Raw genomic sequence first — 24,885 nt, forward strand, 5'->3', positions numbered from 1 at the left:
GACGCACCTCCGCGCCAGCACCGGCGAGAGGCTTTGACGCGCGTCGACGCCGGGAAGCCCGGTCAGGCCGGGGAGCGCCACTCGTGGGCGAGCACCGACCAGACCTCGATGTCGATCCGCCCGGCGGGCCCCGGGTAGAGCTGCCGCAGCGTGCCGTCCCGGCGCATGCCGAGCCGCCGGGCCACGGCGATGCTGCGCGCGTTGTCGGCGTTGGTACGCCACTCCACCCGCCGGATGCCGCGCTCCCCGACCGCCCAGTCGACGATCCGGCCGACCGCGCGGGTGACCAGCCCTCGACCCTCGGCCGCCGGCTCCAGCCAACAGCCGGCCTCGCAGACGCCGAGTGCGGCGTCGAACGACACGAACATCACCCCGCCGACCAGGACGCCCCCGTCCCAGATGCCCCAGACGCCGCCGGCGTCGCGCGCCCACAGATCGGCGTAGCGGCGCAGCACGGTACGGGCCGAGTCGAGGTCGGTGGCCACGAAGGACGCCCCGACCCAGGGCGAGATGTGCGCCCGGGCCCGGTCGAGGTGGGCCAGGAACTCCTCCGCATGCCAGGGCGACAGCGGTCGCAGCTCGGCGGTCGCGGTCAACGGCAGGGCGAACACGGCGACTCCTCAGGACGCGGGCAGGCTCAGGCGCAAGGTGGGCCCGGGGGTGTCCCGGAAGCCGAGCGAGCGGTAGAGCGACTCGCCCGCCACCGAAGCCCGCAGGTCGATCTTGCGGACGCCCCGGTCGCGGTACCAGTCCAGCAGCCCGGTCAGGCAGGCCCGAGAGTAGCCGCGCCGCCGGTACGCCGCGTCGGTGACGACGTTGAAGACGTAGCCGGTCAGGCCGCTGGGGTTGCCCGGCCCGCCCAGGCGGCGCTCGATGGTGCCGGTCGCGCAGGCGGCGAGCACCCCGGGCCGGTCGGGAGCGTCCACCACGAACACGGCCATCAGGTCCGCCGGTTCGGCGAGCCGTTCGCGCAGCACCTCCCGGGCGGCCGACTGCCACGGCCCGGGCGGCGGCTCCGCCCCCTCCATCGACGCCAGCATCACCCCGCGCAGCCGGACGATCTCCCCCGCGTCCCCGGGCCCGGCCCGGCGCACCTTGATCACCCCCGGACCGTACCGCACCGTGCCGGCTCGGCCCGGCCGCCGATCCCGGCAACCGGACACGCGGCGACACGCGCGCGCCGATGGTTGCGTCGAAGTCCCGCCCGCGAGACTCTACGACCGTCCACTCACGCCCCGGAGGCGACATGTACACGCTCCGTACCGTGCCCCGCCGGCTCGTCGCCGCCACCGGGGCGCTGCTGCTCGGCGCGGCGCTTACCGTCGCCGCCACACCGCCCGCCCGGGCCGCCGCCGGACCCGACGTCGGGTACGTGCGCCTCGCGCACCTCTCCCCCGACACCCCCGCCGTGGACGTCTACCTCTCCGCGCCGGGCGCGGCCGAGCCGCGGGTCTTCCCCGCCGTCGGCTACGGCGTGGTCTCCCAGTACCTGACCCTGCCCGCCGGCCGCTACGCGGTGGCGATGCGCGAGGCGGGCGCCCCGGCCAGCCAGCCGCCGGTGCTCACCACCGAGGTGGCCGTCGAGGCCGGCGCGGCGTACACGGTCGCCGGGGTGGGCCGGCACGCCGACCTGGGTCTGCGGGTGCTCGCCGACGACCTCAGCGCCCCGGCCTCGGGGCAGGCCAAGATCCGCGTGGTGCAGGCGTCGGTCCGGGCGCCGGTGATCGACGTCGCGGCGACCGACGGGCCGGCCATCGCCGACGCGGTCCGCTTCGCCACCACCACCGGATACCGCGAGGTGGAGCCGGGACGCTGGCGGCTGCGGCTGGGCGGCGACAACGGCCCGACCACGGACGTCGAGGTCACCCTCAGCGGCGGCCGGGTCTACTCGCTGCTGGTGCTGGACGCCGAGCGCGGCGGACTCGCCACCGAGCTGCGCGAGGACGCCCGGGGCGGGGTGGTCACCCCCGCGGGCGGGGTGCCGGCCGGGGCGGGAGGGTTGGCCGGGGGCGGGCGCGGGGCGTACCCGATGGTCGCCGGCGGCCTGCTCGCGGCGGCCGTGGTGGTCGGGGTGGCGCTGCTGGTGCGACGCCGGCGGCGGCCGGTCTGGTGACCCCGCCCGGTTTCGCGATCCGGCGGCACCGCGACCGCCGGGTACCGCTGGCCGTGCTGGCCGCCGCCGGCGTGGCGGCCTGCCTCGCCGCCGGCACCGGGGTCGGGCTGGCCGGGGAGGCACCGCCGGTGCCACCGGCGAGCTGGCGGCCGGGCTGCGCCGACGGTTGCGCCACGACCGCCGCCCCGCCGCCCACGCCGCACGGTCCACCCACCCGGGTACGCGTCGCGCGGATCGGCGTCGACGCCGACCTCGCGGTGCTCGGGCTGGACGCGGCCGGCGAGCTGGTGCCGCCGGCCGACCACGACCGCGCCGGCTGGTACGGCGGCGGCCCCGCGCCGGGCGACCCGGGTCCGGCGGTGATCGCCGGCCACCTCGACACCCGCCGCGGGCCGGCCGTCTTCGCCCGCCTCGGCGAGCTGCGCGCGGGCGACCGGATCGAGGTCCGGCGCGGCGACCGGTGGATGTTCTTCCGGGTCACCGCTTCGCTGCGCACCCGCAAGGACGCCTTCCCCACCGCCCGGGTGTACGGCCCGACCCCCGGCCCGGAGCTGCGCCTGATCACCTGCGGCGGGGACTTCGACCGGCGCACCGGCCACTACCGGGACAACGTGGTGGTCTTCGCGGTCGCCGGGGCGGCGGGCGACCCACTGCCCCGCTCGGCGGCCGGCTGAGCGTCAGACCGGCCGGCGGCCGGCGAAGCCGCACTCGGCCCGGTGGTACCAGCGCACGTCGGTGTCCCCCTCCAGCCAGCACCAGAGCACCGCCCGGCCGTCGCGTTCGCCGGGGAAGTCCAGCAGCACCGGGGCGATGCCCTTGACCTGGATGTCGTGGCCGTTCAGCTCCTCCAGCACGGCGTGCAGCCGGGCCTCCAGCGCCTTCATCTCGGCCCGGCCACCGAGCGCCGAGACGCCCGGGCCCGCCAGGTCGGCGCGGAGTTCGGCGAGGTCGGCGCGGAGCCGGATCAGCTCGTCGACGCGGGGACGCAGGGTGGCCGCCAGGTGCCGGGCCTGGGCGAGTGTGAACACCCGGCAAGTATGGGCCACCGGGGCCGCTGCCGACCGGCCGGAGACCGCGCACGGTCGGCGTGCCCCGGCTCGCGCCGGGAACGGGCCGCCTGGCGTGCCCGGCGGCCCGCCTCAGTCGGCCTGCGCGGCCAGCTCGCGGGCCCGGTCGCGGGCCGCCTCCAGCGCGGCGAGCAGCGCCGCCCGCACCCCGTGCTTCTCCAGCTCCCGGACGGCGGAGATGGTGGTGCCGGCGGGTGAGGTGACCGCCTCGCGGAGCTTCACCGGGTGTTCGCCGGAGTCGCGCAGCATCACCGCCGAGCCGATCGCGGTCTGCACGATCAGCTCGTGCGCCACCTGCCGGGGCAGGCCGAGCAGGATGCCGGCGTCGATCATGGCCTCGACCAGCAGGTAGAAGTACGCCGGGCCGGAGCCGGAGAGGGCGGTCACCGCGTCCTGCTGGGACTCGGGCACCCGGATCGTCGCCCCGAGGGGCTTGAACATCTCCTCGGCCAGCTCAAGGTGCTCGCCGGAGGCGTGCGCGCCGGCCGAGATGGCGGTCATCGCCTGGTCGACCAGGGCCGGGGTGTTGGTCATCACCCGCACCACCGGGGTGCCCTCGGGCAGCCGGCGGGCGAAGAAGCCGGTGGGCAGCCCGGCGCAGAGCGAGATGACCAGCTTGTCCGGCGGCACCTTGGGGCCGATCTCGTCCAGCAGGACCGCCGCGTCCTGCGGCTTCACCGAGATCGCGAGCACGGCGGCCTCGTCGACCGCGGTGAGGTTGTCGACCACCCGTACGCCGTACCGAGCGGTCAGCTCCTCGGCGCGGGCCGGCCGCCGGGCGGTGGCCAGCAGCCGCTCCACCGGCCAGCCGGAGCGCAGCAGCCCGGAGAGCATCAACTCGCCGATCTTGCCGGCGCCGATCACCGCGACCGTGTGCCTGCCGGGTGCCATCGCAGTCGTACCCCTTCCGTGACGGAGGCCGGCGACGCGGCGGGTGGCCCGCCGCGCCGCCGGCACCGGGCGATCAGCTGCCGAAGAAGACCTCGGCCTCGGCGTACCGCTCCAGCGGCACGGTCTTCAGCTCACGGGTGGCCTCGGCCAGCGGCACGCGGACGATGTCGGTGCTCTGCATCGCCACCATCTTGCCCCAGTCACCCTCGTGCGCCGCGTCGATCGCCTGGAGGCCGAGCCGGGTGGCGAGCACCCGGTCGAAGGCGGTCGGGGTGCCACCGCGCTGGATGTGGCCGAGCACCACGGTGCGGGCCTCCTTGCCGGTCTTGGCCTCCAGTTGCTGGGCGAGCCACTGGCCGATGCCGCCGAGGCGGACGTGGCCGAACGCGTCGAGCTCCTGGTTGTGCAGCACCATCTGGCCGTCGAGCGGCTGCGCGCCCTCGGCGACCACCACGATCGGGGCGTACTGGTGCTGGAAGCGCTTCTCGACGTAGCCGGCGACCTGCTCGACGTCGAACTGCCGCTCCGGCAGCAGGATCACGTTGGCGCCACCGGCGAGGCCGGCGTGCAGGGCGATCCAGCCGGCGTGCCGGCCCATCACCTCGACCACCAGGGTGCGGTGGTGGCTCTCGGCGGTGGTGTGCAGCCGGTCGATCGCCTCCATCGCGATGTTGACGGCGGTGTCGAAGCCGAAGGTGTAGTCGGTGGCGCCGAGGTCGTTGTCGATCGTCTTCGGCACGCCGATCACGTGGACACCGAGCTCGTGCAGCTTGGTGGCGACGCCGAGGGTGTCCTCGCCGCCGATCGCGATCAGCGCGTCCACGCCCTGGGCGGCGAGGTTCTCCTTGATCCGCTCGACGCCGTTCTCGATCTTGAACGGGTTGGTCCGGGACGAGCCGAGGATGGTGCCGCCGCGGGGCAGGATGCCGCGGACCTCCGCGATGCCCAGCGGCCGGGACAGGCCCTCCAGCGGGCCCTTCCAACCGTCCTGGAAGCCCACGAACTCGTGGGAGTAGGTGGCGACGCCCTTGCGGACCACCGCCCGAATGACCGCGTTGAGACCTGGGCAGTCGCCGCCGCCGGTGAGCACGCCGATACGCATGATCTGCTCATCCTCCTGGAGCATCAGGTGAAGCCCGGTTAAGCCCCAGGGTATGTGTCAGATCAGACCATCGGCGCCGTTGCCGGCCCGGGGCGGGCCGTCAGTGCGCACTGTAGTCGGCGCGGGTGTCCGACCACACCGCACCCCGGGCGGTCCCACCCGCCGGGCCGGCTACCGGTCAGTAGCTGACCTCGTGGTTCTCCCCGGCCCTGGGCGGCCTGCCGGTCACCGCCGCCTTGGCGAACCCGAGCAGGTTGACCACCGTGCTGCTCGGCGAGTCCCAGTACTCCGCGGAGCCGGCGTGCACCTTGATCAGGGTGAGTCCGGGGGTGTCCAGGCCGTCCGGGAACCAGGTCTTCAACAGCGGGTTCCACAACTGCTCGGCGCGGGCCCGGTCGTACCCCTCGCGGGCGGTGCCGGAGACCGACACCCAGGCGTGGTGCCGCTGGTCGGAGAAGGCGACGTTGACCTCAGGATTCACCCGGATCTGGCGCACCTTGGCCGAGTCGGCGTAGGCGAAGAACCACAGGTCGCCGTCGAACTCGGCCTCCTGGAGGCCCATCGGGCGGCTCACCATGCGGCCGTCCACCCCGATGGTGGTGAGCATGCAGATCCGCGCCTGACGAATCAGTTCGGTGACCCGCCGGCGGGCGTCGGCGGCGGTGGTCGGCTCGTTGGACATGACGATCCCCTTCGCGTCGGCTCGTCAGACCCTGCCCTGGACGGACCGGGTCAAACCTGCGGGAACTGGCGCACACCCGCCACCGCCGGCCGGCTCAGCCGCCGGTCATCGCCCGCCAGCGGGCCAGGTTGTGGCGGGCGTCGACCAGGGCGTCGTGCCGGTCGGCCTCGGCGTCCGGCAGGGCCGGCCGGCCCCGGTCGTCCCAGAGCTGACGCAGCTCCTTGGTGAACCGGGGGATCTCCCGGGGCAGCGCCGGCATCGCCCCCCAGAGCTGGGCCAGCACCACGTGGTCGTAGGCGGCGTACCAGGCCCAGAGTTCGAGCTGCTCGCCCGGGCGGTCCCGGATCGGCTCCATCAGGAACTCGTACAGGTCGTCGCGGATGCGCTCGCGGGAACGCCAGGCGCGGTCGGCCGGTGACGGGAGCTTGTCCAGCACGTTGCGGCGCACCCAGGGCACGGCCCGGGAGTCGTCGAACTGGGTGGAGACCGCGTAGAACTCGCGGCCGTACTCGTCGACGACACCGATCGACACGAGGTCGACGATCCGGCCGTCCTCGATGAATTCGCAGTCGTAGAAATAGCGGTAGACCATCGGGGTCATCCTGACCCATGGCCGCCGGCCGGCGCCGGCCGGGTCCGTCCGCCGCGCCGCGGGCACCCTGGCCAGGGCCCGGTTGGCGGTGGATCCGCACCTCAACGCGGTGCGCGCGACGACCCGGCGGCGTCACGGAAGTGAATTGAGGGGTGTACAGCAAGCGACCGGGCCGTCATGATCTGATGTGTACCGCTACCGGACACCGATTCGGTTCAGTCGACCTCGCGCCGGGCAGATCGGAGTTCACCCGGTCAGCGAGGGGTGGTCCTTGACCGGGGAGGGGTTGGGCCGTGGAGATGCGCCTGCCGGAGCCGGGTGACGCCCTCACGGGCGTGGAGATGTTCGCCGGGCTGGAGCCGGAGGTGCGACAGCGGGTCATCGCCGCGGCGGTGCCCCGCACCTACCGCAAGGGCCAGCTGCTCTTCGTGGAGAACGACCCCGGCGAGTCGCTGATCGTGCTGCGCCGCGGCGCCGTGGCGGTCTTCCGCACCGCACCGACCGGCGAGCGGGCCGTGCTGTCGGTGATCCGACCCCCCGACGTGCTGGGCGAGGTCTCCCTGTTGGACGCCTCCACCCGGTCGGCCTCGGCGGAGGCCATCGAGGACTGCGCCGCGCTCGCCCTGTCCCGGCCCGCCTTCATGGAGCTGGTGCACTCCAACCCGCGCATACTCGACGCGGTGATGCGCTCTCTCGGCGCGCTGATCCGCCGGCTGACCGAGCAGAACGCCGACCACGTCTTCCTCGACCTGCCCGGCCGGGTGGCCAAGACGCTGGTCCGGCTGGCCGGCGAGAGCCAGGCCCCGATGATCACGATCGAGCTCAACCAGAGCCAGCTGGCCGAGATGGCCGGCGGCTCGCGGCAGAGCGTCAACCAGGCCATCGGCTCCTTCGCCAGCCGGGGCTGGCTGCGCACGGAGGGCCGCCGGATCGTGGTCACCGACGTCTCGGCGCTGCGCCGCCGGGCCGGGATGAACGAGCGCTGACGCAGCCGGGCTCCGCTGCCGACCCGACGATCCACGGAACGGCCCCCGGACACGGCAGGGCCGGCGGACCGTCGGTCCGCCGGCCCTGCCGGTGGGTCACTTGGTGGTGTCGTCCGCGGGCGGGGCGCCCGGGCCGGGACCGATCTTCTCCGGCGGCGTGCCCGGACCGGGACCGATCTTCTGCGGATCGGTCGACGTGGTGGTCGACGTGGTGGTGTTGTCGGCGGCGCTCTGGCCGTCCGGGTTCTCTACCATTCCGTGCTCCTCCAGTCGGGCGAGAGTGACCGCGTCGACATCCACCGTTTCGCCCGGGGACCGGACCGTCCCGTCCGGGTCGGTCCAGGGGGCGGACAGTCTCACCTGCACGGCACTCTCCTGACGGGTGAACCTTCCTCGTGAGGAAGGGTAGTCCCGGCCGATCAGCCGCAGGGTCCGCCCGCACGTCGGGTACCCGACTGACCGGCCGGACACCGATACTGGGACCTCCTCACGTACGGAGCCCGACATCGACCTCAAGTGTGGACACTGCTCCCGGGCGGCAGGGCCGGACGACCGCTTCTGCGGCGGCTGCGGACAGGCGCTGACGCTCGCCTGCGCCGCCTGCGGGCACGCCAACGGCACCGAGGCGAACTTCTGCACCAACTGCGGCCAGCCGCTGCGCGACCACGCCGCCGTGGTGCAGGAGGACCGTCGCCAGGTCAGCGTGCTCTTCATCGACATCGTCGACTTCACCACGTACGCCGAACAGGCCGACCCGGAACAGGCCCGCGGCCTCCAGCAGGCGTACTTCGCCACCGTGCGCAAGCTGGTCCACCAGTACGGCGGGGTGGTGGAGAAGTACATCGGCGACGCGGTGATGGCGCTCTTCGGCGCCCCCGTCGCCACCGACAACGACGCGCTGCGCTGCGTCCGGGCCGGGCTGGAGCTCCAGCGCAGCCTGGCCCGGCAGGCCGCCGGCCCGCGGCGGCCGCTCGAGTTCCGGGTCGGCATCGCCAGCGGCGAGGCGCTGGTCGACCTCTCCGCCACCCGCGACGGCGGGCAGGCCTTCGTCACCGGGGACGTGGTGAACACCGCCTCCCGGTTGCAGGCGCTCGCACCGCCCGGCGGCGTGGTCGTCGACGAGAGCACCTGGTCGGCCACCCGGCACGAGATGGAGTACGTCGACCGTCCACCCGTGACGCTGCGCGGCCGCTCCGCGGTCAGCCGGCTCTGGCTGGCGGTGCGGGCCCGCCCGCGCGCCGATCCGCGTACCGCCGAGCTGACCCCGATGGTCGACCGGGACCACGAGCGCGGCCTGCTGGTCAGCGCGCTGCACCGCACGGTCACCGAACGCGCCTCCCAACTGGTGACCGTCTTCGGTCCGGCCGGGGTGGGCAAGAGCCGGCTGCTGCGGGAGCTGTCCCGGCACGCCGCGAACCTGCCCGGGCACCGGGTCACCTGGCTGGTCGGCCAGTGCCCGCCGTTCGGCGAGAACGTCACCTACGCCGCGCTCGCCGACATCGTCCGCGGCTGGGTGGGCGTGCCGGAGACCGACGACCCGGCCGTCCTGCGCGAGCGGCTGCGGCAGCGGTTGGCCCAGCTCGCCGACCCGCACGCCGGCAACCTGGCGGGCGCGTTGGGGCCGCTGGTGGGCGTACCCGGGGAGCGGCTCAGCCCGGGCGAGACGGAGGCCGCCTGGCGGCGTTTCCTGCTCACGCTGGCCGCGCAGGGGCCGACGGTCCTGGTCTTCGAGGACATGCACTGGGCCGACCAGGCGATGCTCACCTTCGTCGAGCAGCTCGGCGCGGCGGCGCGCGGCGTACCCCTGCTGGTCGTGGCGACGGCGCGGCCGGAGCTGCGGGAACGGCACCCGGCCTGGACGGGCACCATCAGCGGCGCGATGTCCCTGTCGGTGCCGCCGATGCACGACACGGACATCGACGCCCTCTACTCGCTGCTGCTCGGGAAGGCCGCGCTGCCGGCCTCGGCGCGCACGCCGCTGATCGAGTTCGCCGACGGCAACCCGCTCTACGCCCAGGAGTACGCCCGGATGCTGCTCGACGGCGGCCTGCTGGAGCCGACCGCCCGGCTGGACCTGGCCGGGACGTCGGGCATGCCACGCACGGTGCAGGCGGTGATCGCCAACCGGCTGGACCTGCTCGACCCGGCCGACCGGGCGGTGTTGCAGGCCGCCGCGGTGGTCGGGGTGCAGTTCTGGCCGGCGCCGGTGGCCACCGCGCTGGGCCGGCCGGTGGAGTGGGTGGAGCGGGCGCTGGACCGGCTGCACCGCCGCGACATGGTGTACGAGCTGCCGGCCTCCACCATGCCCGGCCAGCCGGAGTACCGGTTCCGGCACATCCTGGTGCGGGACGTCTGCTACCAGCGGCTGCCCCGCGCGGAGCGGGTGCTGCGACACCGGCGCACCGCCGAGTGGCTGGAGCAGCTGGCCGACGCGCGCCAGCACGACCTGGCGGAGGTGCTGGCCAACCACCGCTGGACGGCGCACGAGATCGCCCGCACGATCGGCCTCGACCCGGCCCCGTACGCGCTGGCCGCCCGGGCCGCCCTGCACCGCGCCGCCCGTCGGGCGTACGCGCTGCACGCGCTGGAGAACGCGGCCACGCTGGTCGGCCGGGCGCTCGCCGTCTCCCCCGAGCCCGACCCGGCGCTGGAGCTCTTCGACGCGGAGCTGGCGCTCTTCCGCGACGGCGACGGGTTCCTGGTCGACGGCGGCACCGGGCGGCTGACCGAGCTGGCCCACCGGCTGGCCGCCGCCGGGGACCGGACCGGGGCGGCCCGGGCCTGGACCCTGCTCGCCACCGCCGCGTGGAGCCGGGCCGACCGGTCGGAGACGTTGCGCTGCCTGGACCGGGCGATCGGCATCTACGCCGGCCTGCCGGACACCGAGGAGAAGGCGGAGGCGCTGCTGGAGCTGGCCCGGGTGCGGATGCTCAACGCCGAGACCGACCCGGCGTGCGCGGCCGCCCGGTCCGCGGCCGAGCTGGCCGAACGGCTGGAGCTGCCGGAGGTGCGGGCCAACGCCCGGATCACCCTGGCGGTGGCCCGCTACCTGGCCGGCGCCGGGGAGGCGTACGGGGAGCTGACGGAGGTGGCCGAGCACTGCCGGGTGGAGCGGCTGACCAGCCGGCGCCGGGCGGTGCAGAACCTGGCCTGGGCCGCGCAGGAGGAGGGCGACCTGACCGGCTCGGCCCGGCTGGTCGAGGAGCAGCTCTCGCTGGACCTGGCCGGTGGACACAGCCTCGCCACGAGCTTCGCCGACCAGTGGGCCCGGGCGTACTACGCCGGTGACTGGGTGGCCGCGCTGGAGATGGCGGCCGAGTCGACCCGGCGGCCGACCGCCGAGTGGGACCTGCACATCGTGGCGGTCTCCGGCTGGATGCGGGCGCTGCGTACCCCGCCGGGGGGCGGGGAGTCCGCGTCGGGGGTCGGGGAGCCGGACCACGTGGCCCGGGCGCTGGCCGCCGCCCGGCGCAGCGGGTTCCACCGGGTGCTGCGCTCGACGCTGGCCCACGCCGCGCTCTGCCGGGCGGTGCGGGGGCTGCGGGACGAGGCGATGGACTTGCTGGTGGAGCTGGACGAGGACTGGCGGCGGACCCGGATGATTCCGTTCGCCGAGTGGGTGCCGGCGGTGGGGCACGTCGCCGCGGTGCTCGGCCCGGACGCGGCCCGGCTGGTCGGCGGGATGCTCGTCAGGGCGCCCCGCAGCACGCCCTGGGCCGCCGCGGCCGGGCAGGTCGCCGACGCGACGCTGGCCCTGGCCGAGGGGGATCCGGGCACCGCCGCGCGGCTGTTCGGGGCGGCGGCGCAGAGCTACGCGCGGATGACCGACACCACGGACCACGTGCTGACCACCGCGCTGTCGCTGGGCGCGCTCGCCGCCGCCGATCCGGCCGGGGCGGCGGCCGCGCGGGACCGGGTGCGCGCGTTCGCCGACCGCAACGACGTACCCGGGCTGCTCCGGCTCGCCGCGCCGGCCGGGGTGGACGGCGGCTGAGCGGCCGGGGCGGCGCTCAGGCGGCGACGGGCAGGGTCGGGGTGGGCTCGGCCGGGGCGGGCTGGCTCTTCAGCTTGGCCGCGTACATGTCGACGTACTCGCGGCCGGAGAGCTCCATCAGCTCGTACATGATCTCGTCGGTGACCGCGCGCTCGACGAACCGGTCGCCGGCCAGGCCGGCGTAGCGGGAGAAGTCGAGCGGCGGGCCGAACCGGATCCGCACCCGGGCGATCCTGGGGATCAGCTTGCCGGGCGGCTGGATGTGGTCGAGGTTCAGCATCGCCACCGGGACCACCGGGGCGCCGCTCTCCAGGGCCAGCCGGGCCACGCCGGTCTTGCCCCGGTAGAGCCGGCCGTCGGGCGACCGGGTCCCCTCCGGGTAGATGCCGGCGACGCCGCCGGCCCGCAGCACCTTCAGCTGGGTGTCCAGGGCGGCCTGGGCGGCACGGCCGCCGGAGCGGTCCACCGGGATGCAGCCGGTCCCGGCGAAGAACGCCTTGGTGAGCCAGCCTTTGATGCCCTTACCGGTGAAGTATTCCGCCTTGGCAACGAATGTCACTTTTCGCGGGACGATCAGCGGGGTGAAGATCGAGTCGGAGAAGGAGAGGTGGTTGCTGGCGAGGATCACCGGACCGGTCTCCGGCACGTGCGCCAACCCCTCCACCTGCGGCCGGAAGATCAGCCTGAGCAGCGGGCCGAGGATGATGTACTTCATCAGCCAGTACAGCAACGGGGTCCTTCCAGAGCAGGGGTCGGGCGATCCCACCGGGGCCGGGTGGGCCGCCGGGGGCACCGGCGCCGCCGTCGGGGGCGCCGGTGGGTGGGAACGTCCGCCCTGAGCCTACGAACCGGGAGCGGCACGCCACAACGCACTCCCGGAACCGGGTCCTGACGTGTCACGATTCAGAGCACGGCGTACGGGGCGCCGGGACGACCGCGCCGCGGGGCGCGACAAGGAGGATGTCCGGGTGTCAGCGGGTGGCGCCCGCCGGGGACGGCGGGACAACGGGCTCGACGCGAGCGAGTACGCCGTCGCGGGCGACGTCGACCCGCGCGTCGGCGAGCATCTGCTCGACGTGCTCGCGGCCGGCGGGATCGCCGCCTACCTGCAACCCTCGGCCGACCTCAACCCGATCACCCGCACCACCACCGTGCCGTCCCGCCCGGTCGACCGGCTTTACGTGGACCGCTCGCACCTGACCACCGCCCGGGACTACCTCACCCAGCTCACCGACGAGTCGACCCCGGAGCCGCCGCGCGGCGAGCCGGACGTCGACGCCGAGTGGGACCGGATCGTCGCCGCCTTCCACACCGCGCCGGCGGCCGGCAGCCACCCGTGGCCCGCCGCCGAGGACGTCGACGAGGAGCCCGCCGACCAGGCCGGTCCCGGCGGCGGCCCGCCCGCCCGCGCCGAGGAGCCGACCGGACCGACCGCCACGGACGTGCGGCGGCTGCCGTACGCGGCGGACATCTCCGGGATCTCGGTGGGCCGGGGGCGGCAGGAGGAGCCGTCGCTGCTGGACGGGCTGGACACCTTCGGCGCCGACCTGCCGGACGACGACGCGGAGGAGGGCTACACCCCGCCCCCGCCCCCGCCGCTGCCCCGGGTGTCGAAGTACGCCGTGGTCGGCGTGCTGTCGGTGGTGGTCGGGTTCGTGCTCTTCCTCAACCCGGGGCTGCTGCCGGTGGACGCCTCGGTGGTGACCCTGCTCGGCTTCACCGGCATCCTGGCCGGCTTCGTCACGCTGGTCTGGCGGCTGCGCCCCGGTGACGAGGACGACCACGACCCCGACGACGGCGCGGTGGTCTGAGCGCCGCCGCCCGCATCCCGGGACGTCGCCGACCCGCCGACGGCGTAACAGTGGTGTAACTTACGGTCAGTAGGAATACCGCTGTCCGTCACTTCCCCCTCCGACTGCCCGGTTCTTCCTTCTGTCGGCCGGCCGGTCCGCTGCAGATCGGAATGCCCGAGATGCGACAGACTTCCCTAGTGGTGGTGGCCCACCGGCTCCCCATCGACGACAGCGCGGCACCGGACGGCGCCTGCGAGTGGCGCCGCAGCCCCGGCGGGCTGGTCAGCGCGCTGCACCCGCTGCTGCGGCACAGCCCGGCAACCTGGGTCGGCTGGGCCGGCGGCACCGGCGCCGCCCCCACCCTCGCCGACGTCGACGGCGTCCGCCTGCACAGCGTCGCCCTGACCACCGACGACCTGCGCGACCACTACGAGGGCTTCGCCAACGCCACCCTCTGGCCGCTCTACCACGACGCCGTCGAGCAGCCGGAATACCATCGCCGCTGGTGGGAGGCGTACCAGCGGGTCAACCAACGGTTCGCCGAGGCGGCCGCCGAGGTGGCTGAACCGGGCGCCGTGGTCTGGGTGCAGGACTACCACCTGCAACTGGTCCCCGGCCTGCTCCGGGCGCTCCGCCCCGACCTGCGGATCGGCTTCTTCCTGCACGTGCCGTTCCCACCGCCGGAGCTGTTCATGCAGCTCCCCCGCCGGGCCGAGCTGCTGCGCGGCATGCTCGGCGCCGACCTGATCGGCTTCCAGCGGGCCCAGGCGGCACACAACTTCGCCCAGCTGGTGGCGAAGGTGCTCGACCTGCCCGCCACCGACCGGCGGATCGGCGTCGACGACCGGGTGGTCCGGATCGGGGCGTACCCGGTGTCGATCGACACCGCGGAGATGGCCGCGCTCGCCGGCCGCCCGACGGTGACCGACCGGGCCGCCCGGCTGCGCCGCGACCTCGGCGCCCCCGAGCACGTCATCCTCAGCGTCGACCGGATGGACTACACCAAGGGCATCGAGCAGCGGCTCAAGGCCTACAGCGAGCTGCTCGCCAGCGGGGACGTCAAGGTCCGGGACACCGTGCTGGTCCAGGTCGCCATGCCGAGCCGGGAACGCGTCGGGCAGTACCAGATCCTGCGCGAGCGGATCGAACGCGAGGTGGGCCGGATCAACGGCGAGTTCGGCCGGGTCGGCGAGCCGGCCATCCACTACCTCACCCAGCCCTTCGACCGGGCCGAGCTGGCCGCCCTCTACCGGGTCGCCGACGTCATGGCGGTCACGCCGCTGCGCGACGGGATGAACCTCGTCGCCAAGGAGTACGTCGCCGCCCGGGTGGACGACACCGGGGCGCTGCTGCTCAGCGAGTTCGCCGGCGCGGCCGCCGAGCTGCCCCAGGCGTACCTGGTCAACCCGCACGACCTGGAGGGGCTCAAGCAGGGCCTGCTGTCGGCGCTGCGGGCCGCCCCGGAGGACCGCGGCGACCGGATGCGGGCGATGCGCGCGCACCTGCACCGCCACGACATCCGGGCCTGGGCCCGCTCCTACCTCAACGCCCTGGACGACACCGGCTCGCTGGTGACCCGGTTGGGCGGCTCGGGCTGAGCCGCCCCGTCACCGGGCCGACGGGTCCTTGACCAGCCAGTCGAGGATCGCGTCGATCGGCTCCCGCCAGCGGGCGTCGAGCATCAGGTCGTGCCCCATCCCCGGAAAGAGCAGCGGCGCCGCCCCGTACCGGCGGGCGGCCTCGTTCAGCGCGGCCGGGGGGACCACCCGGTCGTCGGGGCTGCCCAGCACCAGCACCGGCGGGCGGCCCACCGCCGGCTCGGCCTCCCGGCCGGCCAGCAGCTGCCACTGTGCCCGCCGGCCCGCCCGGCCGAGTCGGGAGACGTACCGGCGGGCGTCGGCCTCCGGCAGCTCCCGGCTGAACAGCTGCCGGCGGTGCAGCCGCAGCGGGCCGCCGACCAGCGCGGGCAACGTGCCGAGGGGGTTGCGGCGCAGCGCCGTGCCGGCCGTCGCCCAGCCGCCGAGCACCGGGGCGGCCAGCACCGCCGCCCGCGCCGGATAGCGGGCCAGCGCGTGGGTCACCACGAGCGCCCCGGCGCCGTGCCCCACCAGCACCGCCCGGCGCGGCAGGCCCGCCGCCACCTGGACCACGTCATGGGTGTACGCCCGCAGCGTCGCCTCCGGCGCCGGCTCACTGCCGCCGTGCCCGCGCAGGCTCAGCGCGTACGCCGGGAAGCCGCGGGACGCGGCGTGCTCCAGCCAGTGCTCGGCGAACGCCCAGGCGCCGTGGCCGAAGCCCGGCACGAACAGGATCGGTGGGCGCCCCTCCTCCAGCTCCGGGGCCGCGCCCAGCACCTCCCGCCGGACCGGCCGGACCGGTCGGGCCCACTCCCGGCCCCGCATGATCCGCAGCCGCTCACTCATCGGGTCTGCCTTTCGTTCGCGACTGCGGGACTCCGCTGCGCTGCGTTCCTCGCGCTCACCGGGTCTGCCTTTCGTTCGCGACTGCGGGACTCCGCTGCGCTGCGTTCCTCGCGCTCACCGGGTCTGCCTTTCGTTCGCGACTGCGGGACTCCGCTGCGCTGCGTTCCTCGCGCTCACCGGGTCTGCCTTTCGTTCGCGACTGCGGGACTCCGCTGCGCTGCGTTCCTCGCGCTCACCGGGTCTTCTCCAGCTCGTCGAGGGCGCGCTGCACGGCGCGCAGGTAGTCGGCGTGGCCCACCTCGAACCAGTGCCGGCTGCTGTCCTTGACCTTTCCCGCGTACCGCTCCCCCGCGCCGGCCGCCACCTTCGCCCCGAAGGCCGTCGCCCGGTCCGGCCGGGTCGCGCGCAGCTGGAGCAGCCGGGCGAAGAGGACGGTCTGCCAGTGCGACAGGGTGAAGATGCCGGAGTCGGGCTGCACCAGACCGGCCACCGCGAGGGTCGGGTGGCCCGGGACGAGGGCGTTGAGCCAGAGCCGGGGCCGGCCCACGCCCTCGGCGTCACCGAGGATCGTCGGGTCGAGGAACTCGAAGCGCGGCAGGTAGCCGGTGGCGAAGACCACCAGCTCCGGGTCGATCTCCCGGCCGTCGGTGAGGGTCACCCCGCCGGCGTGGAAGCGGGCCAGCTCCAGCACCGGGGTGATCTCGCCGTGGCCGACGTAGTAGACCAGCTGACTGTTGGCGATCGGGTGGGTCTCGTAGACCCGGTGGTCCGGCTTGGGCAGCCCGAACCGGGTCAGGTCGCCGACGGTGAGCCGCAGCGTCCAGTGGTAGAGCCACTGCCGGACCCGCAGCGGCACCCGCAGCGCGAGCAGCGCGTCGTTGACCTGGTCGGCGGGGCGGCCGAGGACGTACTTCGGGGCGTACCAGTAGCCGCGGCGGGTGGAGTGCCAGCAGTGGGACGCCTGCTGGGCCGCCTCGACCGCGATGTCGCAGCCGGTGTTGCCGGCGCCGACCACCAGCACCCGCTTGCCGCGCAGCTGCGCCGGGTCCTTGTAGGACGAGGCGTGCATGATCTCGCCGCGGAACTCCTCCAGCCCCTCGTAGCTGGGCAGCTTCGGCGACCAGTTGTGCCCGTTGGCGACCACCACGGCGGCGTACCGGGAGGTGCGCTCCGGGCCGTACCCGCCGGTGCTGCGGGTGGTGACGTCCCACCGGTCCCCGGCCACCGGCTCCACCCGGACCACCTCGGTGCCGAACCAGATGTGCCGGCGCAGGTCGAAGTGGTCGGCGTAGCGCTCGAAATAGGACAGCAGCTGGCTGTGGTGCGGATAGTCCGGCCAGGAGTCCGGCATCGGGAAGTCGGGGAACTGGGTGAACGGCCGGGACGAGATGAGGTGGGTGCTGGCGTAGACCGGGCTGCGGTCGTGCCGCCAGTTCCAGGCGCCGCCGACGCCGGTCTCCCGCTCGTAGCAGTCGACGCCGAAGCCGTGCTCGGCGAGGTTCTTCACGGCCGTGAGGCCGCTGGCGCCGGCGCCGATCACGCAGACCGTCTCGCCCCGGTCGGAGACCGGGCGGCCGTCCCGGCTCAGGGCGAGCGTGGTGGTCTCCGGATCGGGCCGGCCGTGCTCGGTGGAGGAGGACACCGGGAATCTCCTTAGGCTGCGGCACGAACGCCGGTCCGGCGAGCATCCTTCCCGCACCGGCGACCCCTTGTCCAGCCCGCCGCGGGGAACGGGGACGACGGGCACGGCCGGCCGCCGCGGCGCGGCGGCCGGCCGCTGCCCTGAGCGGCGGGTCAGCCTGCGGTGGGCAGCAGCAGGTCGACCAGGACCGGGAAGTGGTCGCTGGCCCGGCGGGTCAGCGGGGTGTCGACCACGTCGTAGCCGACCACCGCCATGCGCGGGTCGACGAAGAGCGCGTCGATCCGCCGGCGCGGGTCGGCGCACGAGTACGTGTGCCGGTCGGCGGCGTCCGCGGCCACCGCCGCGTCGGTCAGTCCCTCCCCGACGGTGCGCCAGGCCGGGCCGTCCGGGCCCTCGTTGAGGTCGGCGCCGCAGACCACCGGCAGGCCGGTCCGGGCCAGTTCGCGCTTGAGCAGGGCGGCCTGGCCCGGGCGCTCCCCCGGGTCGGTGGACAGGTGGGAGCCGGCCAGCAGGAAACGGGCGCCACCCACGACGCACTCCGCGTACGCCGCGCCGCGCAGGTGCCGGCCGGGGGTCAGCGGGAACCGCTGGCAGCGGGTCGCGGTCACCCGGACCCGGAGGCTGGTCAGCAGCAGGTTGCCCAGCGAGGGCAAGCCGCCCGCGGCGACCACCAGGCCGAAGGAGTCGGCCAGCGCGGCGGACTTCTGCCGCCACCGGAACCGGCGCGGCGCCTCCTGCACGATCACGACGTCGGGTGCGGCGGCGCGGACCACCGCCGCCAGCGCGGCGGTGTCGTCGCGCTGGCTGTGGATGTTGTACGACACCACCCGCAGCGGCACGCCACCCGTCGCGGCGGCCTCCGATCCGGCGGTGCTCACAGCCGGCGGGCGAGGTCGGCGGCGCCGATCACGCCGGCGGTGTTGCCCAGCTCGGCGGGGCGGATCTCGGCGACCGCCAGCCGGCTGCGCTGGGCCAGCGCGTCGGTGAAGGAGCGCCGGGTGGGGCCGAGCAGCAGGTCGCCGGCCTCGACGACGCCACCGCCGACCACCAGCACCTGCGGGTCGAGGATCTGGGCCATGTCGGCGAGGCTGGTGCCGAGCCAGCGCCCGATCTGGGCGAACGCCTCGGCGGAGATCGGGTCGCCGCCCTGGGCCGCCGCGGTGACCATCGGGCCGGTGATCGCCTCGGCCTCGCCGCCGGCCAGCTCGAGCAGGGCGACGGCGCGCTGCGGCTCCTGGCGGGCGCCGGCGCGGGCGAACCGGACCAGGGCGCTGCCGCTGGCGTACTGCTCCAGGCAGCCGAGCCGGCCGCAGCCGCACTGGTGGCCGTCCGGGACGGTCAGCATGTGGCCCAGCTCGGCGGCGATGCCGTTCGCGCCGCGGACCAGCTCGCCGCCGAGCACGATGCCGCCGCCGACGCCGGTGCCGATGGTGAACATGACCATCGAGTCGTCGGCGTCGCGGGCCGCGCCGTAGCGGAACTCCGCCCAGGCGGCCACGTTGCCGTCGTTCTCCACGATCACCGGCAGGCCGGTCGCGGCGCTGACGTACTCCCGCAGCGGCTCGTCCCGCCAGGCGAGGTTGGGGGCGAAGAGCACGGTGGAGCGGGAGGCGTCGATCCAGCCGGCCGCGCCGATGCCGACGGCCGCGACGTCGTGTCCGGCGGCCAGCTCGGTGGCCAGCTCGATGATGACGTCCCGGGTCTTGCCGACGTCGTCCGCGGGGGTGTCCCGTCGGGCCTGCACGAGAACCTTGCCGGTGTCGTCCACGACACCGCCGGCCACCTTCGTGCCACCGACGTCGACTCCGATGGTCAGCGTCACCGCTGCCACTCCCCTCTGCTGTGCTGACCGACATCGGCCGGGAACCGGCCGTGCGATGCCGGGATGTCCGGTGGTCAGGCCTCGTCGCCTGGTGCGTCCCCGCCCGCGCCGGCCGGCGCACGCGAGGCGGGCACCACCGGAGCATCGGCCGTCGGCCGGGCCTGGGCCGGCGTGACCGGCCCGGCGTCGTCGCCGGGCGGGGCGGCGGCCGGCACGACCGCGTCCTCCGCCCGGGTGGCGGCGGACCAGACGTCCCGCTGCGGCGCCGACGGAGAATCATGCCCGGTACGGGTGGCATCGCGCCACACGCGGTCGGCGGCCGGGCCCCCGCCCGCGGTCCCGCCGGGCGGTTCGGTGGCGGCGGTCGGCGCCCCGGGGGTGGGTTCCCCGGCCCCGGGCGGGCCGAACGCGCGCATCAGGCTGGCGATCCCGGCGGCCAGATCGCCCGCCCCGGTGGCGAGCCGCTCGGCGAATTCGGGACTCGGGTCCCGCAACGCCGCGATACCGCGGCAGACCGGACAGATGCAGCACTCGGGCGATCCGGTGGCGAATCCCCCGGACTGACCTGGGTGGGCGCCCGCGGATCGGGAACCGCCGGCACTGTGACCGAGGACACCCGTCAGGATCCCACCGAGCGGACCCCAGGGGCCCGCCCCGGACGTGGCGGAGGCCAGCCGGGCCGTCGCGAGCAGCGTGGCCACCAGCCGCTCGGCCTCCTCCCGGGCCGAGCCCGGATCCGTGCTCCCCATGCCCGGCTCCCCTACCCCGCCGCCGACGGCCGCGTCACTGCGCCGCACCGGAGGTCTCTACCCGGCGCTTGAGCTGCTTCAACGCCGTATCCATGATCATTTTCTCGGCCTTGCGGCGAAACATCCCGAGCATCGCGACGGACAGCTCGACCTCCAGGGTGTAGGTCACCGTCGAGGTGCCGTCCGGGTTGCCGACGATGTCGTACGACCCCCGCTGGGACCGCTGCATCTTCGACGGCGCCACCAGGTGCCACTCGATCCGGGACAAGTCCTCGGCGTACTCGTACGCCAGCACGTACTCGTCGGCCATCACCCCGGCGTCGATGGTGAAGCGGACCTGGCTGGCATAGCCGTCCTCGTACTCCTCCACCACCTCCACCCGCTGCACCGCGTCGGTCCACTGGGGGTAGCTCGGGAAGTCGCTGATGACCGCGGCCACCCGGTCCGGTGACGCGCCGATGATGATCGACTGGGTGGAGGAGTCCGCCATGGGGGGAGGCTACCCGGCGCGTCCCCCGCGCGCGCCGCTCCACCCCGCCACGCCGCGCCGGGACGCGGCCGTCGCCGCGTCCCGGTAGGCGTGCGGGCAACCTGCCTGTCCCATTGGCCGGGGCGGACGGGTAGGTTGCGACAGAGCCGACCCCCGGGGCGGCCCGCCAGGGCAGTGCGAGCACGAGGGAGTGCAGGTGCGCGAGTTCTCCGTTCCGCCGATCGTCACCATCGGCGATGCGGCCAACCTGACCGACCCGGTCTGGGACAACGCCGAGGCCGCGCCGGACGCGGTGCAGTTCGTCCGGCTCGGCGGGGACGGCGCGCGGACCGAGGTGACCTGCCGGCAGTTCCGCGACGAGGTGATCGCGGTCGCCCGGGGCCTGGTCGCCGCCGGCGTCTCCCCCGGCGACCGGGTCGGCTTGATGAGCCGCACCCGGTACGAGTGGACCCTGCTCGACTACGCCATCTGGGCGGCCGGCGGGGTGACCGTGCCGATCTACGAGACCTCCAGCGCCGAGCAGGCCGCCTGGATCCTCGCCGACTCCGGCGCGGTCGCCGTCGTGGTCGAGTCCAACGCGCACGCCACCCTCGTCGCCGGGGTCCGGGACCGGCTGCCGGAGCTGCGCCAGGTGTGGCAGATCGAGCTGGGCGGGGTGGACGAGATCGTCGCGGCCGGCGCCGCGGTGGAGCCGGCCGAGGTCGAGCGACGCCGCAAGGCCGTCGGCGCCGATGACCTGGCCACGATCATCTACACCAGCGGTACCACCGGTCGGCCCAAGGGCTGCGTGCTGACCCACCGCAACATGTACGCCGACATCGCCAACGCCGTGCCGGTGCTGCCGAACCTCTTCGGGGAGGGCGCCTCCACCCTGCTCTTCCTCCCGCTGGCGCACGCCTTCGCCCGGCTCATCCAGATCGGCGTCGTGCAGGCCCGGGCCACCATGGCGCACTGCCTCGACACCAAGAACCTCGTCGGCGAGCTCCAGGAGTTCAAGCCGACCTTCGTGCTCTCCGTGCCCCGGGTCTTCGAGAAGGTCTACAACGGCGCCCGGCAGAAGGCCGAGGCGGACGGCAAGGGCGGCATCTTCGACCGGGCCGAGCGGGTGGCGATCGCGTACAGCGAGGCGCTGGAGACCCCCGACGGGCCGGGTCTGGCGCTGCGCGCCCAGCACGCGCTCTTCGACAAGCTGGTCTACCGCAAGCTGCGCGCCGCGCTCGGCGGCCGGTGCCGCGACGCCATCTCCGGCGGCGCGCCCCTCGGGGCCCGGCTCGGGCACTTCTTCCGCGGCATCGGGGTGACCATCTGCGAGGGGTACGGCCTGACCGAGACCTCCCCGGCCGCCGCCGCGAACCTGCCCACCGCGACCAGGATCGGGACCGTCGGCCGGCCGCTGCCCGGCGTCACCGTCCGGATCGACGACGACGGCGAGATCCTGCTCTCCGGCGACCTGATCTTCCAGGGCTACTGGAAGAACGAGCAGGCGACCGCCGAGGCGCTCAGCGCCGACGGCTGGTTCCGCACCGGCGACCTGGGCCAGCTCGACAACGACGGCTTCCTCAGCATCACCGGCCGGAAGAAGGAGATCATCGTGACGGCCGGCGGCAAGAACGTCGCCCCGGCCGTGCTGGAGGACCAGGTCCGGGCGCACCCGCTGATCAGCCAGTGCGTGGTGGTCGGCGACGCCAAGCCGTTCATCGGCGCGCTGGTCACCATCGACGAGGAGGCGCTGCCCAAGTGGCTGGCCGCGCACGACCGGCCGGCGGAGACCACGGTCGAGCAGCTGCGCGACGACGAGACGCTGCGGGCCGAGATCCAGGGCGCGATCGACCAGGCCAACCAGTCCGTCTCCAAGGCCGAGGCGATCAAGGTGTTCCGCGTCCTGCCCCGCGACTTCACCGAGGCGACCGGCGAGCTGACCCCGTCGCTCAAGGTCAAGCGGCAGATCGTGCACAAGACGTACGCGTCCGAGATCGCGGACATCTACCGAGGCTGACTACGATCCGTCACGTGCCCGCCTCCACACCTGCCCGGCCGCAGACGCGTCCCCTCGCCGCCGCCGCCCGCGGCGTCCTGCTCGCGCTGGTGGCCGTCCTGACCCTGACCGCCACCCGGGACCCCGGCCAGCTGTGGTGGATCGCCCTGCTGGCGGTCGCCGGCCTGCCCTCGCTGCTCGCGCCCGAGCACCGGCTGCTCGGTCCGCTCAGCCGGCTCGCCGAGGCGGTGGTGATCGGGCTGGCCGCCAGCCAGGTCGCCGTCGAGTCCGCGTTGGGTGGGTCGGTCGCCGGGCTCGGCGCCTCGGCGGTGCTGCCGTACCTGGCGGTGCCGGTGACCGTCACCGCGCTACGCCGGCGGTTCCGGGAGGGCGCCGCGCTGCTCGGGGTCACCGCGGCCACCCTGCTCGTCGCCGGGGCGTTCACCGAGGTCGACGGCGGGCGGCAGCTCGGCCAGCCCGGGTACCTCGCGGTCTGCGCGCAGTGGCTGATCCTGGCCGCGCTCGGGCTCTACGCGGCGGGCACCCTGCACCAGGTGATGCGGGTCCGCGGCGAGGGCAAGCCCCAGCCGTACGCGGAGGCGACCCGCCTGCTGACCCAGCTGCGCACGGTGGCCCGGCAGCTGCCCGGCGCCACCCTCGACCCGGGCGGCATCTCCGAGCACCTGCTGGAGGAGCTGCGTACCGTCGCCCCCGGCGACCGGGCGGCGGTCCTGTCGGCCAGCGGCGGCGGCCGGCTGGTGGTGCTCGCCCAGGTGGGCGTGGACCGGGTGGACTGGGAGACCACGCTCGACGCGGACTCGGCGATCGCCGACGCCTGGGCCAGCCAGCAGCCGCAGACCGCGGCCCGCTCACAGGCCCGCTCGCACCGGCGGGGGGACGTCTCCGCGCTGATCGTCCCGCTGGTCGCCGGGGTCCGCACGATCGGCCTGGTGGTGATCGAGGCGGACACCGCGCACGCGTACCCGCCGCCGGTGGTGTCCCGGGTGACCGCGCTGACCGGGCCGGCCGCGCTGCGGCTGGAGGCGGCGCTGCTCTTCGACGAGGTCCGCTCGCTGGCCACCAACGAGGAGCGGCAGCGGCTGGCCCGGGAGATCCACGACGGGGTCGCCCAGGAGCTGGTGATGGTCGGCTACGGCATCGACAACGCGCTGGCCTACGTCGAGGAGGACCCGAAGGAGACCGCCGAGGCGCTGCGCACCCTGCGCGCCGAGGTGACGCGGGTGATCACCGAGCTGCGACTGAGCCTGTTCGAGCTGCGCAGCGAGGTGGACCGGCACGGCGGGCTGGCCGCCGCGATCGCCGAGTACGCGCGCACGGTCGGCGCCTCCGGCGGCCTGCGGGTGCACCTGTCGCTGGACGAGTCCACCGCCCGACTCCCCGCCGCCACCGAGGCTGAGCTGCTGCGCATCGCCCAGGAGGCGGTCACCAACGCCCGCAAGCACGCTGGGGCCTCGAACCTCTGGGTCACCTGCGAGGTGGACCCCCCGTACGCGCAGATCGAAGTGTCGGATGACGGTCACGGCATCGGTGACCAGCGCACGGACGGGCACTACGGTCTTGCGATCATGGCCGAGAGGGCGGAACGTATCCGGGGCCGGTTGGAGATCAGGCCCCGCCAGCCCAGCGGCACGACCGTGGCGGTGGTGGTGGGTTCTTCGCCCCGGCGCGATACCGTGCGTGGCAGCGCAGCAGCAGAAGGGGAGTAACCCGAGGATGACCACAAGTCCGACACCGGCAACTCGTACCAAGGTCCTCCTTGTCGACGATCACGATCTGATCCGCAAGGGCCTTCGGCACGCCTTCGAGCGCGACCGGCAGTTCGAGGTCGTCGGCGAGGCCGCCACCGCGGCGGAGGGCGTACGCCAGGCCGGCGCGCTCCAGCCGGACGTCGTGATCATGGATCTGCGGCTCCCCGACGGCAGTGGCCTGGAGGCCACCCGGGCGCTGCGCAAGTCCAGCGCCTCGATGGGCATCGTCGTGCTCACCATGTACGCGGGCGACGACCAGCTCTTCGGCGCCCTGGAGGCGGGGGCGAGCGCGTTCGTGCCGAAGACCGCGCCGGCCGACGAGGTGGTGGCCGCCGCCCGGCACGCCGCCTCCTCCCCCAGCGCGTTCACCGCGGCCGACCTGGCCGAGGCGATGAAGCGCCGGCTGGCCCCCTCCGGCCCGCAGCTCTCCCCGCGGGAGGGCCAGGTGCTGCGGCTGCTCGCCGACGGCATGAGCGTGGCCGGCATCGCCAAGCAGCTCTTCGTCAGCGAGTCCACCGCCAAGACCCACATCTCCAAGCTCTACGAGAAGCTGGGTGCCGCCAACCGGGCGCAGGCGCTGATGACCGCGCTGCGGCTCGGCCTGCTCGAGGCCCCGGACGCGCCGAAGTTCTGACCGCTCCCGAGCGTGCCCGAGGGGTCCGCGTCCGCTCGTCGGACCCGGGCCCCTCGGTCTGTCCGGGTGCCGTCGACAACCCCGGGTGAGCGGACGACCGCGCAGCGACGGCGGTCTTTGCACCGGGGCGGCGGAGGGGCAGAATACCCGGGTGGCCCGCG

The 24,885-nt window shown here is 74.7% G+C and carries 24 protein-coding genes; 9 read left to right on the forward strand and 15 right to left on the reverse strand.

The window, feature by feature from the left end; all coding sequences use genetic code 11:
* Window positions 1-62 precede the first annotated feature (62 nt).
* Both V6U79_RS16355 and V6U79_RS16360 read right to left on the reverse strand, forming a co-directional pair.
* Complete coding sequence (locus V6U79_RS16355; protein ID WP_334529279.1) at window positions 63-611, reverse strand: GNAT family N-acetyltransferase; 549 nt, start codon at window positions 609-611, stop codon at window positions 63-65.
* 9 nt (window positions 612-620) lie between these two features.
* Window positions 621-1,103, reverse strand: coding sequence for a GNAT family N-acetyltransferase (locus tag V6U79_RS16360; RefSeq protein WP_334615114.1), 483 nt, complete (start codon window positions 1,101-1,103; stop codon window positions 621-623).
* Window positions 1,104-1,246: 143 nt separating this feature from the next.
* Here V6U79_RS16360 and V6U79_RS16365 point away from each other — a divergent pair, with 143 nt between their 5' ends.
* Window positions 1,247-2,113 (forward strand): DUF4397 domain-containing protein, encoded by an 867-nt coding sequence (locus V6U79_RS16365; RefSeq protein WP_334615115.1) that lies wholly within the window; start codon window positions 1,247-1,249, stop codon window positions 2,111-2,113.
* A complete protein-coding gene (locus V6U79_RS16370) occupies window positions 2,110-2,787 on the forward strand; it encodes a class F sortase (RefSeq protein WP_334615116.1) in 678 nt (225 codons plus the stop codon). The genes V6U79_RS16365 and V6U79_RS16370 overlap by 4 nt, the downstream gene beginning before the upstream one ends.
* A 3-nt stretch (window positions 2,788-2,790) precedes the next feature.
* On the opposite strand, the gene V6U79_RS16375 is transcribed toward V6U79_RS16370, so the two are convergent.
* The 5 genes from V6U79_RS16375 to V6U79_RS16395 all read right to left on the reverse strand — a co-directional run bounded on the left by V6U79_RS16375 (window position 2,791) and on the right by V6U79_RS16395 (window position 6,447).
* On the reverse strand, window positions 2,791-3,141 hold the full coding sequence (locus V6U79_RS16375) for a DUF2203 domain-containing protein (protein WP_334615117.1): 351 nt from the start codon (window positions 3,139-3,141) through the stop codon (window positions 2,791-2,793).
* Window positions 3,142-3,252: 111 nt separating this feature from the next.
* On the reverse strand, window positions 3,253-4,071 hold the full coding sequence (gene proC / locus V6U79_RS16380) for a pyrroline-5-carboxylate reductase (protein ID WP_334529301.1): 819 nt from the start codon (window positions 4,069-4,071) through the stop codon (window positions 3,253-3,255).
* A gap of 73 nt (window positions 4,072-4,144) precedes the next feature.
* Window positions 4,145-5,173 (reverse strand): 6-phosphofructokinase, encoded by a 1,029-nt coding sequence (locus tag V6U79_RS16385; protein WP_334529330.1) that lies wholly within the window; start codon window positions 5,171-5,173, stop codon window positions 4,145-4,147.
* Window positions 5,174-5,351: 178 nt separating this feature from the next.
* Window positions 5,352-5,855 carry a pyridoxamine 5'-phosphate oxidase family protein gene (locus V6U79_RS16390; RefSeq protein WP_334529304.1) on the reverse strand — a complete coding sequence of 168 codons (504 nt, stop codon included), beginning with the start codon at window positions 5,853-5,855 and terminating at the stop codon, window positions 5,352-5,354.
* Window positions 5,856-5,949: 94 nt separating this feature from the next.
* A complete protein-coding gene (locus V6U79_RS16395; RefSeq protein ID WP_334529307.1) occupies window positions 5,950-6,447 on the reverse strand; it encodes a polyadenylate-specific 3'-exoribonuclease AS in 498 nt (165 codons plus the stop codon).
* Between the two features lie 293 nt (window positions 6,448-6,740).
* On the opposite strand from V6U79_RS16395, the gene V6U79_RS16400 reads away from it, so the two are divergent.
* Window positions 6,741-7,433 (forward strand): Crp/Fnr family transcriptional regulator, encoded by a 693-nt coding sequence (locus V6U79_RS16400; RefSeq protein WP_334529310.1) that lies wholly within the window; start codon window positions 6,741-6,743, stop codon window positions 7,431-7,433.
* Window positions 7,434-7,529: 96 nt separating this feature from the next.
* Here V6U79_RS16400 and V6U79_RS16405 read toward each other — a convergent pair whose 3' ends face one another.
* Window positions 7,530-7,799, reverse strand: a complete 270-nt coding sequence (locus V6U79_RS16405; protein WP_334529313.1) for a hypothetical protein — start codon at window positions 7,797-7,799, stop codon at window positions 7,530-7,532.
* Window positions 7,800-7,938: 139 nt separating this feature from the next.
* Here V6U79_RS16405 and V6U79_RS16410 point away from each other — a divergent pair, with 139 nt between their 5' ends.
* Entirely contained in the window at window positions 7,939-11,427 is a 3,489-nt protein-coding gene (locus V6U79_RS16410) for an ATP-binding protein (protein WP_334615162.1), read from the forward strand.
* Window positions 11,428-11,443: 16 nt separating this feature from the next.
* On the opposite strand, the gene V6U79_RS16415 is transcribed toward V6U79_RS16410, so the two are convergent.
* Window positions 11,444-12,157, reverse strand: coding sequence for a lysophospholipid acyltransferase family protein (locus tag V6U79_RS16415; RefSeq protein ID WP_334615118.1), 714 nt, complete (start codon window positions 12,155-12,157; stop codon window positions 11,444-11,446).
* Between the two features lie 238 nt (window positions 12,158-12,395).
* Between V6U79_RS16415 and V6U79_RS16420 the strand changes: the two genes are divergently transcribed.
* Entirely contained in the window at window positions 12,396-13,238 is an 843-nt protein-coding gene (locus V6U79_RS16420; RefSeq protein ID WP_334615119.1) for a DUF308 domain-containing protein, read from the forward strand.
* 161 nt (window positions 13,239-13,399) lie between these two features.
* Window positions 13,400-14,818, forward strand: coding sequence for an alpha,alpha-trehalose-phosphate synthase (UDP-forming) (locus V6U79_RS16425; protein WP_334615120.1), 1,419 nt, complete (start codon window positions 13,400-13,402; stop codon window positions 14,816-14,818).
* Window positions 14,819-14,827: 9 nt separating this feature from the next.
* Here the strand turns inward: V6U79_RS16425 and V6U79_RS16430 are convergent, their stop codons facing one another.
* The 6 genes from V6U79_RS16430 to V6U79_RS16455 form a co-directional block, all read right to left on the reverse strand.
* Window positions 14,828-15,643, reverse strand: coding sequence for an alpha/beta hydrolase (locus tag V6U79_RS16430; RefSeq protein WP_334529325.1), 816 nt, complete (start codon window positions 15,641-15,643; stop codon window positions 14,828-14,830).
* Window positions 15,644-15,875: 232 nt separating this feature from the next.
* On the reverse strand, window positions 15,876-17,285 hold the full coding sequence (locus tag V6U79_RS16435) for a flavin-containing monooxygenase (RefSeq protein WP_334615121.1): 1,410 nt from the start codon (window positions 17,283-17,285) through the stop codon (window positions 15,876-15,878).
* A 152-nt stretch (window positions 17,286-17,437) separates the two neighbouring features.
* On the reverse strand, window positions 17,438-18,163 hold the full coding sequence (locus tag V6U79_RS16440) for an endonuclease/exonuclease/phosphatase family protein (protein WP_334615122.1): 726 nt from the start codon (window positions 18,161-18,163) through the stop codon (window positions 17,438-17,440).
* Window positions 18,160-19,107 carry an ROK family glucokinase gene (locus V6U79_RS16445; RefSeq protein WP_334529343.1) on the reverse strand — a complete coding sequence of 316 codons (948 nt, stop codon included), beginning with the start codon at window positions 19,105-19,107 and terminating at the stop codon, window positions 18,160-18,162. The genes V6U79_RS16440 and V6U79_RS16445 overlap by 4 nt, the downstream gene beginning before the upstream one ends.
* A 74-nt stretch (window positions 19,108-19,181) precedes the next feature.
* Window positions 19,182-19,856: a hypothetical protein gene (locus tag V6U79_RS16450; RefSeq protein ID WP_334615123.1), complete on the reverse strand. Its 675-nt coding sequence runs from the start codon at window positions 19,854-19,856 to the stop codon at window positions 19,182-19,184.
* A 34-nt stretch (window positions 19,857-19,890) separates the two neighbouring features.
* The gene (locus V6U79_RS16455; protein ID WP_334529349.1) at window positions 19,891-20,346 is read right to left on the reverse strand and encodes an SRPBCC family protein; all 456 of its coding nucleotides are present in this window, start codon (window positions 20,344-20,346) and stop codon (window positions 19,891-19,893) included.
* A 196-nt stretch (window positions 20,347-20,542) separates the two neighbouring features.
* Here V6U79_RS16455 and V6U79_RS16460 point away from each other — a divergent pair, with 196 nt between their 5' ends.
* Genes V6U79_RS16460 through V6U79_RS16470 form a run of 3 tightly spaced genes read left to right on the forward strand, consistent with a single transcriptional unit; the run spans window position 20,543 to window position 24,724 of the window.
* On the forward strand, window positions 20,543-22,342 hold the full coding sequence (locus tag V6U79_RS16460) for an AMP-dependent synthetase/ligase (protein ID WP_334615124.1): 1,800 nt from the start codon (window positions 20,543-20,545) through the stop codon (window positions 22,340-22,342).
* 14 nt (window positions 22,343-22,356) lie between these two features.
* Window positions 22,357-24,048: a sensor histidine kinase gene (locus tag V6U79_RS16465; protein WP_334529355.1), complete on the forward strand. Its 1,692-nt coding sequence runs from the start codon at window positions 22,357-22,359 to the stop codon at window positions 24,046-24,048.
* Window positions 24,049-24,055: 7 nt separating this feature from the next.
* Entirely contained in the window at window positions 24,056-24,724 is a 669-nt protein-coding gene (locus V6U79_RS16470; RefSeq protein WP_007072219.1) for a response regulator transcription factor, read from the forward strand.
* Window positions 24,725-24,885 lie beyond the last annotated feature (161 nt).

This window comes from Micromonospora psammae (genome assembly GCF_036902725.1).
GTDB lineage: Bacteria > Actinomycetota > Actinomycetes > Mycobacteriales > Micromonosporaceae > Micromonospora.